The 12,279-nt window shown below is 51.9% G+C and carries 9 protein-coding genes; 7 read left to right on the forward strand and 2 right to left on the reverse strand.

The window, feature by feature from the left end; genetic code table 11:
- Positions 1-36: 36 nt before the first annotated feature.
- The 5 genes from metE (at position 37) to U2949_RS13555 (ending at position 7,234) form a co-directional block, all read left to right on the forward strand.
- Positions 37-2,328, forward strand: coding sequence for a 5-methyltetrahydropteroyltriglutamate--homocysteine S-methyltransferase (gene metE, locus U2949_RS13535; RefSeq protein ID WP_321288271.1), 2,292 nt, complete (start codon positions 37-39; stop codon positions 2,326-2,328).
- Positions 2,329-2,566: 238 nt separating this feature from the next.
- On the forward strand, positions 2,567-3,544 hold the full coding sequence (locus U2949_RS13540) for a DUF1852 domain-containing protein (protein ID WP_026482794.1): 978 nt from the start codon (positions 2,567-2,569) through the stop codon (positions 3,542-3,544).
- 28 nt (positions 3,545-3,572) lie between these two features.
- Positions 3,573-4,601 (forward strand): methionine synthase, encoded by a 1,029-nt coding sequence (locus tag U2949_RS13545; RefSeq protein WP_026482793.1) that lies wholly within the window; start codon positions 3,573-3,575, stop codon positions 4,599-4,601.
- 251 nt (positions 4,602-4,852) lie between these two features.
- Complete coding sequence (locus U2949_RS13550; protein WP_045931542.1) at positions 4,853-5,500, forward strand: TetR/AcrR family transcriptional regulator; 648 nt, start codon at positions 4,853-4,855, stop codon at positions 5,498-5,500.
- A 21-nt stretch (positions 5,501-5,521) separates the two neighbouring features.
- The gene (locus U2949_RS13555; RefSeq protein ID WP_321288275.1) at positions 5,522-7,234 is read left to right on the forward strand and encodes an acyl-CoA dehydrogenase family protein; all 1,713 of its coding nucleotides are present in this window, start codon (positions 5,522-5,524) and stop codon (positions 7,232-7,234) included.
- 412 nt (positions 7,235-7,646) lie between these two features.
- On the opposite strand, the gene U2949_RS13560 is transcribed toward U2949_RS13555, so the two are convergent.
- Positions 7,647-8,369 (reverse strand): hypothetical protein, encoded by a 723-nt coding sequence (locus tag U2949_RS13560; protein WP_257723133.1) that lies wholly within the window; start codon positions 8,367-8,369, stop codon positions 7,647-7,649.
- Between the two features lie 12 nt (positions 8,370-8,381).
- A complete protein-coding gene (locus U2949_RS13565) occupies positions 8,382-9,047 on the reverse strand; it encodes an EcsC family protein (protein WP_257723132.1) in 666 nt (221 codons plus the stop codon).
- A 919-nt stretch (positions 9,048-9,966) separates the two neighbouring features.
- On the opposite strand from U2949_RS13565, the gene zigA reads away from it, so the two are divergent.
- Positions 9,967-11,184 (forward strand): zinc metallochaperone GTPase ZigA, encoded by a 1,218-nt coding sequence (zigA, locus tag U2949_RS13570; protein ID WP_321288279.1) that lies wholly within the window; start codon positions 9,967-9,969, stop codon positions 11,182-11,184.
- A 63-nt stretch (positions 11,185-11,247) separates the two neighbouring features.
- The gene (gene folE2, locus U2949_RS13575) at positions 11,248-12,165 is read left to right on the forward strand and encodes a GTP cyclohydrolase FolE2 (RefSeq protein WP_321288281.1); all 918 of its coding nucleotides are present in this window, start codon (positions 11,248-11,250) and stop codon (positions 12,163-12,165) included.
- The last annotated feature ends 114 nt before the right edge of the window (positions 12,166-12,279 follow it).

The following is a 12,279-nucleotide window of genomic DNA, read 5'->3' on the forward strand; positions in this document are numbered from 1 at the left end:
TCATTCTTTAATCCACTGGCCTATTGAGAGCAGCACATGACGACGATTCATAATCTTGGCTTTCCGCGCATTGGCGCCAAACGGGAACTGAAGTTCGCCTTGGAGTCCTATTGGAAGGGCGAGTCTTCGCGTGACGAACTCAAGATGCTGGGCGCTCAACTGCGCCAGCGGCACTGGGAGAACCAGGCCGGTCTGGATCTGGTGCCCGTGGGTGATTTTTCTTTTTACGATCAGGTGCTGGATGCCAGCTTCTTGCTGGGCAACTTGCCTGAACGTGTGCAGGACTTTCATGGTGATGAGCTGGATAACTACTTCCGCGTAGCCCGCGGTCGTTCGGCCAAAGGTCTGGAAGATCACAGCGCCTGCTGCGGCGGTGTGGCTGCCGGTGAAATGACCAAATGGTTCGACACCAACTATCACTACATCGTCCCCGAATTTACGGCTGACACCCAGTTCAAGCTTGATGCCTCGCGTTTGTTGGAGCAACTGGCTGAAGCCAAGGCTCAAGGCGTGAAAGCCAAGCCTGTGATTATTGGTCCCGTGACTTATCTGGCACTGGGCAAGGCCAAGGACGAATCCAACAAGCTGGCCCTGCTGGATCGCTTGCTGCCTGTGTATGTCCAATTGCTGGATACGCTGGCCAAAGCAGGCGTGGAGTGGGTGCAGATTGACGAGCCTATTCTGGTTACGGAGCTGGATGCCGATTGGCAGCAGGCGTTCAAGACCGCTTATCAGCAACTGAAAGCTGCTGGCGTGAAGTTGCTGGTAGCCACTTACTTTGGTCAGTTGCTGGAAAATGCTGCTTTGGCCGCCAGCTTGCCTGTCGCCGGTTTGCATGTGGATGCCATCAATGATCGTGATGGCGTGGATGCACTGCTCAAGCTTTTGGGTGACGACAAGGTCTTGTCCCTGGGCGTGATCAATGGTCGCAATATCTGGAAAACAGATTTGACCGCCGTGTTGGACTGGGTTGAGCCCATCGCCAAGCAACTGGGTGATCGTTTGTGGATTGCTCCTTCCTGCTCGCTGCTGCACGTGCCGGTTGATCTGGATAGCGAACAAAAGCTGGATGCTGATGTGAAGTCCTGGTTGGCCTTTGCTTTGCAAAAGCTGGGCGAACTACGGGTATTGGGTAAAGCCTTGAGCCAAGGTCGTGAGGCCGTCAAGGCAGAGCTGGCCGAGAACCTGGCCGCTTTGACTGCCCGCCGCAACTCACCCCGGGTGAACAATCCTGCGGTGAAAGCAGCGGTGGCTCGTATTTCGGCCGAGCTGGGCAAGCGCAAGAGCGTCTACGCACAGCGTGCGTCCAAGCAAGCTGAATTCCTGAAGTTGCCCGCATTCCCCACCACGACGATTGGTTCTTTCCCGCAAACGGTAGAAATCCGCCGTGCTCGTAGCGAGTTCAAGGCCGGTCGTCTGGACGAAAACAGCTATCAGGCCGCAATGCGTGCCGAGATTGAGCGCAGCGTGCGTGAGCAGGAAAAACTGGGTCTGGACGTGTTGGTGCACGGCGAAGCCGAGCGCAACGACATGGTTGAATACTTTGGTGAGCAGTTGGACGGCTACGCATTCAGCCAGTTCGGTTGGGTGCAGTCCTACGGTTCGCGCTGCGTGAAACCACCCATCCTGTTTGGTGACATCAGTCGTCCTCAAGCCATGACGGTGGAATGGATCACCTACGCCCAGTCGCTGACCCAAAAGCCCATGAAGGGCATGTTGACCGGCCCTGTGACGATTTTGAACTGGTCCTTTGTGCGTGATGATCAGCCTCGTTCGGCTTCTTGCCTGCAACTGGCGCTGGCCATTCGCGAAGAAGTGCTGGATCTGGAAAAGGCCGGTGTGCATGTGATTCAGATCGACGAAGCCGCCTTGCGTGAAGGTTTGCCACTGCGTAAATCGCAATGGCAGAGCTACCTGGACTGGGCCGTGGAAAGCTTCCGCATCACCGCCAACGGCGTGGGTGACGAGACGCAAATCCACACACACATGTGCTACTCGGAATTCAACGACATCATTTCCTCCATCGCTGATATGGATGCGGACGTGATCACCATTGAAACCAGCCGTTCGGACATGGAGTTGCTGGAAGCCTTCGAAAACTTCCAGTACCCCAACGAGATCGGCCCTGGCGTGTACGACATTCACTCGCCCAATATTCCGACCGAGCAGCACATTGTGAATTTGATGAAAAAAGCCGCCGAGCGCGTGCCAGCAGAACGTCTGTGGGTGAACCCCGACTGCGGTCTGAAGACACGTCAATGGGCTGAGGTGATTCCAGCTTTGACCAATATGGTGGCCGCAGCGAAAGCCTTGCGGGCAAGTACCTGATCCGATCAGGAGTGAGTTTGGCGGAAGGTCCCGGCCAAATGCCGGGACTTTTTTTGAGGGCGATTCAACACTGTTTTCTGGCTTCACCAGGAAGAAGAGAGCAAGCAGTACAGCCCGCAAAGCAGATCCGACAAACAGCGCGACATGTACATAAATAAGATGAATTTATTTTTCCAGATCAGTGACTTGGCTGAAAATAAATTCGAGATTGAAATCAGAAATTAGGGCATACATAAAAATGAACAAAGAATTCGCGTTCAGCATCAAAAGCATCCGTTTTGATGAAAACTACCGTCCATCCGACAACACACGCATCACCACCAACTTTGCCAACCTGGCCCGTGGTGAAAGCCGTCAGCAGAACCTGCGCAATACCCTGAAGATGATCGACAATCGCTTCAACAATCTGGCCCATTGGGACAACCCGAATGGGGATCGTTACTCGGTTGAACTGGATATTGTGTCTGTTGATATTGATGTTGAAGGCAATGGCTCTACATTCCCTACCATCGAAATCCTGAAAACCAATATCGTCGACCACAAGGAAAACAAGCGTATTGAAGGGATCGTGGGCAACAACTTCTCTTCATATGTGCGTGATTACGATTTCAGCGTGGTTCTGCTGGAGCACAACAAGAACAAAAATGGTTTCAGCGCCCCAGAGGGCTTTGGTGATTTGCATGGCAAGTTGTTCAAGGCTTTCGTGAACTCCACGCTGTATCAGGAAAACTTCAACAAATCCCCCGTGATTTGCCTGAGCGTATCCAGCAGCAAGGTCTACCACCGCACGGGTAATCAGCATCCGGTATTGGGTGTTGAATACCAGCAAAACGAGTTTTCGCCGACCGATGAGTACTTCGCGAAAATGGGTCTGCAGGTTCGTTATTTCATGCCCCCAAATAGCGTGGCGCCTTTGGCCTTTTACTTCCGTGGTGATTTGCTCAGTGACTACACGAATCTGGAATTGATCAGTACCATCAGCACGATGGAGACATTCCAGAAAATCTACCGCCCCGAGATTTACAATGCCAATTCAGCAGCAGGAATGCGCTATCAGCCCAGCCTGAAAAATGCGGATCATTCGGTTACGCAAATTGTCTACGATCGTGAAGAACGTAGCCGTCTGGCGGTTGAGCAGGGCCGGTTTACCGAAGAAAGTTTTATCAAGCCATACAAAGTTATTCTTGATCAATGGGCAGCCAGTTACGCGCTTTGATTCATCAAAAACAACAAGGTTATTTATTATGAAAAAATTGCTACCCACCTCCACCGCTGGCAGTTTGCCTAAACCCTCCTGGCTTGCTGAACCCGAGAAACTTTGGTCGCCCTGGAGACTGGAAGGTGAGGACCTGGTCGAAGGCAAGAAAGATGCACTGCGCTTGTCCTTGCAAGAACAATTGCACGCCGGTATTGATCTGATTAGCGACGGAGAGCAAACCCGCCAGCACTTTGTCACTACCTTCATCGAACATCTGGAAGGCGTGGACTTTGAAAAGCGCGAGACCGTGCGTATCCGTGACCGTTACGACGCCAGCGTTCCAAGCGTTGTGGGTGCCGTGACTCGTCCTAAATCCGTGTTTGTGGATGATGCGAAATTTTTGCGTCAGCAAACCTCGCAGCCGATCAAATGGGCGCTGCCCGGCCCCATGACCATGATCGATACGCTGTACGACAACCACTACAAGAGCCGTGAAAAACTGGCTTGGGAATTTGCCAAGATCCTGAACCAGGAAGCCAAAGAGCTGGAAGCCGCAGGCGTGGATATCATTCAGTTTGACGAACCTGCTTTCAACGTGTTTTTTGACGAAGTGAATGACTGGGGTATTGCTACGCTGGAACGTGCTATTGAAGGTCTGAAGTGCGAAACCGCCGTGCACATTTGCTACGGTTACGGCATCAAGGCCAACACGGATTGGAAAAAGACCCTGGGTTCGGAATGGCGTCAGTATGAAGAGTCCTTCCCGAAGCTGCAGCAATCCAAGATCGACATCATCTCCCTGGAATGCCAGAACTCCCACGTTCCCATGGATTTGATCGAACTGATCCGTGGCAAGAAAGTGATGGTTGGCGCCATTGACGTGGCCACCAACGTGATTGAAACCGCTGACGAAGTGGCCAACACACTGCGCAAGGCGCTGAAGTTTGTGGACGCTGACAAGCTGTACCCCTCCACCAACTGCGGGATGGCACCTTTGCCACGCGCCGTGGCCCGTGGCAAGCTGCATGCCCTGAGCGCCGGTGCTGAAATCGTTCGTAAGGAACTGTCGGCCTGATAGGCTTGATGCCTGCACGCTAGCGAGTTCAGACTGCCCCCAGCAAACAGTATTGATGGCTTTGCCATCGCTGTTGCTGGGGGCAGTTTTATTGGGGTTGCTTATTTGGTCGCTTCAAATAACAGTTACTCCCAAGCAGCCTGCAAGCCCAGTAGGTGAGTCTTCTGACAGCTCTGGGTAAAGAAATTCTTGTCCATCACAAAGAAATGAACTAGGATTCACTCATGTAATGAATCAGAGTTCACTTCTTTATGGCCTATCGTCAAACCCCCGCCGTTGAAGCCCGTCTGCAAGACAATCGCAGCCGTATTCTGGAAGCTGCTCGCGTTTTGGTCAGTGAAGGTGGCTGGCAGGAAGCGCAGGTAGCCAGTGTGGCGGCCGCAGCCGGTATTGCCACCGGGACGGTCTATCGTTACTTCCCCTCCAAGGCCGAGCTGTTTGCAGAAGTCCTGTCGTTGGTGTCACAGCGTGAGGTGGATGTGCTCACGGACATTGCGCAGGCGGATGGTTCTTCCATGCTGCGCCTGCATGCCGCTGTCTCCACGTTCGTGAAGCGTGCCATGCGTAATCCTCGATTGGCCTATGCCTTGATTGCCGAGCCTTGCGACAAGGAAATCGACGCGGCTCGTCTGGTGTATCGCGCCGCGATCAGCCAGGTCATCCACTCCCTTGTTTCCACAGGTCAGGACGCTCAGGAAATGCGCCAGGATGTGCAGCCCGATATTGCGGCTACCGTCATTGTGGGCGGTTTCATGGAAGGGCTGATTGGCCCGCTTTCTCCTTTAAGCCGTCAGCAGCACGATGGCACGGACAGTTACCAGCGCCAAGTGGCCGCGCTGGCTGACCAGATTGCCCAGATGGCGTGCGCCAGCGTGGCAGTCCCTTCTGCCACGTCTTAGAAAAACAGTTCGGAGACAAATATGAACCAGCCGCTTTCCCCCAGCATTTTGAATGCGCCCCAAGACCGTTACAGCACGCATCAGGTTTTGAACCAGGCTTTGCCCGCCAGTGGTTTCAATGCTTTTACGGGCGATCAGGTTTTACGTGACGCCATCAGCCGTGAAGCCCCTTGGGCTGCATCGCGTTGTCAGGCCTTGGGGGCGGTGGCTGGTGATGAAAATGTTCAGGAATTGGCCCGTTTGGCGAACCGTCATATCCCTGAACTTAAAACGCATGATCGTTTCGGCAACCGGATTGATTGGCTGGAATTTCACCCCAGCTGGCATGAGTTGATGACCCTGGCCTGGCAGCACGAGGTGCCGAATTTAAGCTGGCGTACGCAAGAGAAAAATGGCCACTTCGCTCGTGCGGTCTTGTCCTATCTGTGGAATCAGGTGGAGCATGGTACGGGCTGTCCGACCGGCATGGCGTATGCGGCGTATGCCGGTTTCGAGGCTGAACCTGCTTTGGCGATCTGGGCGGATAAGCTCAAGGGGACGCGCTATGAATACAGTCGTCGCGAAGTGGGGGACAAACCCTCGGTGGTCATTGGCTATGCGATGACAGAAAAGCAGGGCGGCTCAGATTTGCGCGAGACGCAGACTACTGCGCGCTTCTCCCATAGCGCGGATTATCACGGCGCTACAGCGCATTGGTATGAGCTGACGGGACATAAGTGGTTTTGTTCAGTGCCGCAGTCTGATGGCTTTTTTACGCTGGCTAAAGTCAATGGCGGTGTTACGTGTTTCTTCTTGCCCCGTACCTTGCCGGACGGCAGCTATAACCGCTTTTTTGTGCAACGTCTGAAGGACAAGGCGGGCAATCGTTCCAACGCGTCCAGCGAAGTGGAATATGCTGGCACGCTGGCGATTCGGGTGGGGGAAGAAGGGCGCGGTATTCGGGAAATCCTGTCGCACTCGCATCTAACGCGTCTGGATTTTGCGATTGGTTCCGCAGGTTTGATGCGGCAGGCGCTGACTTTGGCTGTGCGTCACACGACATCACGCAAGGCTTTTGGAACCTCCATTGCCGATCGGCCCATGATGAGCAATGTGCTGGCGGATATGGCAGTAGAAGTGGAAGCGGCAACCTTGATGTCCTTGCGAGTCGCCAAGGCCACTGATCTGATGCAAAGCAGTGAACATGAAAGGCTGTTGGCTCGGGTGGCCACGCCTGCGGCTAAATACTTCAATTGCTCGCGCGCGCCCTCTATTGCGAACGAGGCTTTGCAGTGTCATGGCGGTAATGGTTTTATCGAAGAAAATCCCATGGCCCGTGTGTATCGAGAGTCCCCTTTGAACAGTGTCTGGGAAGGGACGGCCAATATGATGTGCATGGATGTGCGGCGCGCCATGATCAGGGACCCGCGCACGGTAGAGGCGGTTTTCAATGAACTCAAACCCTTGGCCGGGCAGGACAAGCGCTTCGATGCGTTGGTGCAGCATACCGAGCGTCTGTTAAGAGCGGCGATCGAGGACGAGTTCCTGGCCCGCCCCATGACTGAAGCCGTCGCCCGCGTCTTGCAGGCGGCCGAGCTGCTGCGCTATAGCTCTCAAGAAGTGACGGATGTCTTTCTAAGTACGCGCAGCTTCGGGGTGCTTGGAGCTTGGGGAGCGCATTACGGCACCTTGGGAATGATTGTCTCGTCGGAGACTGCACAGAATATTATGCGACGGGCGATGGTGTTAGATTGAATAGTTTGAGTTCTGCGATGTGATGGTTTTGGGCAAGGTTCATTTGAAGATGAGTCAGTGCACTAGTTTTTTAAGGCCATTTTGAGTTATTCGAATCTTTGCGTTTTTTATTCAAACGACCGAGTTAGGTAAGGTTCCTTTAGATCGTGTGTTAATACTGTCTGTTTGATTTTAGGGGCTCTCCGTTGGTTGCTGGAGTTCTATCGTACTCATCCCTATTCCTGGGAGCAGTGGTGTATGCCAACGTGGCCCGCTCGAGGAGGGAGGGCTGCCATCCGAGAGGTTATCGGATGGCTTTGTCTCAGTAGAGACAACTTAGGGGGAAAAGATCGGGGGTACGCATATCAAGAATTGGCGTTAATAAGCATGTACATGAGCCAAGCAGTATTGGGTTTTTTTATGATTTTAATTATTAATTTTTCTTAAATATGTTTTTTGTTATTTCTTTTGCCCTTAATCCCTGGCCGCTGGGTTGAGTTACTACTCTGATTGATTCATCAAGCGTAACAGGGTTTTTTTTGCTGTCTTCTCCAATAATATATTTAGGGGAGAATGGAGCAAGAGCTTTAGAGAATAATTCTATAAAATCATTTTGATTATTTTTGGAGATATTTTCAGTGTTAATCATTTCTGAAATTATGGAGCAATCAATCATAACCCCGGATAGCCATTCACTACTGGAAGAATAGCCACAGCACCAATATAGATTCGTGCCTTGCAAGGTGGACTGGGGAGACGCCATGTTTGCTCCAGTAAAACAGGATCCGAGCATTAGGCCTGTAATGTTGGATTTTTTTGAGTATTCTCCAATTTTTGAAAAAATATCATTCAGTTTTACATTTCCAATGTGCTTCTCATTGCCGTGCGCAGCAATGTAAATAATGGCATTTTCAAACCGTACGCTGCATAATATGGAGAGAGCTTTTATGAAACTATTTTTATCATAAAAATTAGCGTGAAAAACATCTGTTCCTCCAGCCATCTTAGCGATCCCTTCTACAAATGGCAGTACGCTACTTCGATTGCTATCTTGCTCGTCTAATATCCATGGGCACTCTAGAACTAAGATGGCCTGATTTGCGTTATGATGTAGTTTTGTTCTTCGTGTTTGTTGCATAGTGGTGGAGGTAATCAATCTAAATGGAATTTAGACAATGGTTGGGGTACGGCCCGCCTCATTACCCGCAGATAGAGGGGCAGGGTTCTTAACGAAGAGGTCTCTAGCGATATTGCCGATTGTATTGGTCGTTACGGAATCAAAGGTTGCACCAACGACTCCACCGAACAAAGGCACAGCTTTTCCAATATTAATGGCTCCTGTTGTGCCGAATTTAGTTAGCAACCGAAACCCTACTGCTTGGTTAATTTTAATTAAAGTGGCACCACTGATTTTGCTAACGTAGTTAGTGGCAACTTTAGTTGCAATCACAATACCAACATCTTTCAAAATGTCTTTCGCTGCATTTCCAGCTAGGCAGGCATAGACCAGAGCTTTGACTCGATCGTCTTTTGGGTCATACCCTCCAAGGTAGGCAATAGCAGTAATCATTCTCAACTGCACATACATAACGCTCGCAACGTTTGCGGGAATAGCTACGGGCAGAGTCACAATACCTCCCAATCCAGTTAGGAACCCTGAAGTAGCTGCTTTGGTATTTTGCCAACGAATCATCGAGTTGGCGGCATCCAACTTATTGTTATTGTTCTTGTGATACTCATCCGCGAACTCTTTGGCTGTGCCAGTTCCAGGGATGCCATTCATTGCTTTGTCGTAGGCCCAGTCTAATGCATCGTTGAGTTTGCTCAACGTCATGTTGTTCGCCACATGCGCTCCTAAATTTTTCTTTTTGCCTGGTTAGGCTGCTTATAAAATGTCATTGTGTAACTTTTTGTCGCCGAATGATGACATAAAAAAGCGATATGTGGCTAGTTTGTAAGTTACTTTGTTGGTATTTGTAGTCGGGGATTCAAGAGTGTTCACGAGAGGGTGGACTCTTTGCTAGTTACACTTACCTGTTCAGGAAGGGATATTTTTGATGAGGCTTGTAGAGCTTGAAGTCGAGCCTATCGGATTGATTGTGTCTTCTTGCTTCAACGCACTTCTGGCTTGTTTTATTTTTATGAAGTTTGGTGCACTGTGGTGCCCTCTGCGAACTTCAAGTCCCAGCTTTCGCTGATTATTAGTGCTCTAGAATGAGTTGCTCAGGTCCAGCCTCATAGGGCATGCAAGACGTCTTCCTTTACCATAGGCCCAGCAGCACCGATCTGGGAATGTTAAACGGTATCACGTTGTTTATATTGAATAAGTTGCTATTTGTGTACTAAGACTTAAGCTGATAAAGCATAGCGTGGTGGGGGAGAGGAAGAACACCGACAGGCGAGACATCTACGTGCCGATCAAAGGGACGTTAAGTACTTTCGACAAGGTTCCACCTATCCATCATCTAGAAATCGGCGTTCAGATACTAGAACATCTTGATGTGCTTAATTATCATGCGCGGGTATGGCTGCCTTGTTCAACTAGTGGCAAGTAGTGCAAACAGGCTTAGAGTACGTGTCATACACTTGCAAAATCGTCCCGTGAGAACCCGTTTCTCCGTCCTGGTCGTCAAGCCCTCCTTGCAAGAGGGTTTTTTCTTGGTTAATTATTGTTATGTTATAACATATCAAAATTGACGAGAATCCTGTGCAAGGAACCGCCCATTGATGCCCAAGGATGAAGAGAAATGACGATGAACCTCGATAACACGCCGGTCGATCCCGCAGCCCGCATTCCCGTAACAGTTTTGTCCGGTTTTCTGGGGGCGGGCAAGACGACTTTGCTGAACCATATCCTGAACAATCGCGAAGGCCGCCGCGTGGCCGTCATCGTGAATGATATGAGCGAGGTCAATATTGATGCCGCTCTGGTTCGTGATGGTGGTGCCGAGCTCTCGCGCACGGATGAAAAGCTGGTGGAAATGAGCAACGGCTGTATTTGCTGCACCTTGCGCGAGGACTTGCTGCTGGAGGTCGACCGTCTGGCCAAGGAAGGGCGTTTTGATCAACTGGTCATTGAGTCCACCGGCATTTCAGAGCCACTGCCCGTGGCTGAAACCTTCACCTTTGAGGGCGAGGATGGCCGTTGCCTGGGTGAAGTCGCGCGTTTGGACACCATGGTTACGGTGGTGGACGCCTTTAACTTCCTGCGCGATTACAGCTCGCAAGACAGCATTCAGTCCCGTGGCGAATCCCTGGGTGAAGAAGACGCGCGTACCGTTGTGGACTTGCTGATTGAGCAGATCGAGTTCTGTGATGTGCTGGTTCTGAACAAGATTGATTTGATCAGTGAACCAGAGCGTGAACGCCTGATGGCGATTCTGAACAGTCTGAATCCTCGCGCTTGTATTGAGACGGCCGAGTTTGGCAAGGTGCCCTTGGAGCGTGTACTCAACACCGGCTTGTTTGATTTTGAAGAAGCCTCCAGAGCCCCCGGCTGGTTGCAGGAATTGCGCGGCACGCACACCCCGGAAACGGAGGAATACGGCATAGGCAACTTTGTTTACCGCGCCCGCCGTCCATTCCATCCACAGCGTTTTCTGGAATTGGTTGAAAGCGAATGGCCGGGCGTGGTGCGCTCCAAAGGTTTTTTCTGGTTGGCGAACTTCCCGACTCTGGCGGGTTCCTGGTCACAGGCTGGCGCGGTGGCTCGTTATCACGTGGCGGGTTACTGGTGGGCTTCCATGCCGCCCGAGCGTTGGCCGGAAGACCCCGAAGCGGTAGCCCTGATCAAGGAAAAATGGGATGAGCGGGTTGGGGACGCGCGTCAGGAGCTGGTTCTGATTGGCATGGATATGGATGAGGCCGCATTGCGCGCCCGTTTCGATGCCTGCCTGTTAAGCGATGAAGAAATGGCCAGCGGCCCCAGCACCTGGACAACATGGACGAATCCGTTTTCAGACTGGCCTTGATGGAATTGAGGTCTTGCCAAGCTCCTGCTGGCTTGAGCAAGACCTTTTGATTGGATGTTGAGTATGACTGTTGTACTTCCTGACCCGGCTTTGAACGATTCCAGCTATGGCCTGACTCCGCTGTCCTGGGTAGGTATGGAGGGGGTCGATTTACCCATTACCGTGGTCGAACCGGGCTACACGCGTCAACTTCATGCGCGTGTGGATGCCCAGGTTGATTTGCCGCTGGCGCATGTGAAAGGGATACACATGTCCAGACTGTACCGCTTGCTGAATGACGTGCCACCAGAGCAAGCCTTGTCACCGTTGAGGCTGCGGCGTCTTTTACAAAGCATGGTGGAGAGCCAGGAGGACTGCGGTACGCGCTGTGCGCGCTTGGGTTTCAGCTTTGATTTACTGGTGCGACGGCCTGCCTTGGTGACGCAGAGTCTGGCCGGCTGGAAATCCTATCCCGTCGTGCTGGAGGCCAGGCTTTCGGACGATATCTTTGTGTGCAAGGTGCAGGTTCAGATAGCTTATTCGTCGACCTGTCCTTGTTCGGCTGCGCTGGCTCGGCAGTTGATTGAACAGGGCTTTATGCAGGCCTTTGGAAAGCAGCCTGTCTTGCATGCAGATGAGGTAGCGGCCTGGTTGCACAAGCGCGCCAGTTTGGCCACTCCCCATAGCCAACGCAGTCAGGCTCTGGTTCAGATTCAAGTATCGGAAAACTGTGAGGACTTTGGGCTTTTGGCGCTGATCGATCGTATTGAAGAGTCATTGGCGACACCCTTGCAAACCGCCGTAAAACGGGCTGACGAACAGGCCTTTGCGGCCTTGAATGGCCAGAACCTGATGTTTGTGGAGGACGCAGCGCGTCGTATAGAAGCGGCCTTGGCGGGCTATCAGAACCCTGGTATTCAGGTCCGCCATCTGGAGAGCCTGCATCCCCATGACGCGGTGGCGTTCAAGACTCCTTTGTCAGCAGAGATTTTCAGGGCTTAAGGAAGGCGTGGTGCTATGAGTGTTTTAGCCCTTATTGATCCTTGCTACAAACAGCGGCAACATCAAACTTTCTTGCTGCTGGAGCAGGCCAGCAAGATCACGATCAGCCCGTCT

The sequence above is a fragment of the Alcaligenes phenolicus genome, from assembly GCF_032063905.1.
Taxonomy (GTDB): Bacteria; Pseudomonadota; Gammaproteobacteria; order Burkholderiales; family Burkholderiaceae_B; genus Alcaligenes; species Alcaligenes phenolicus.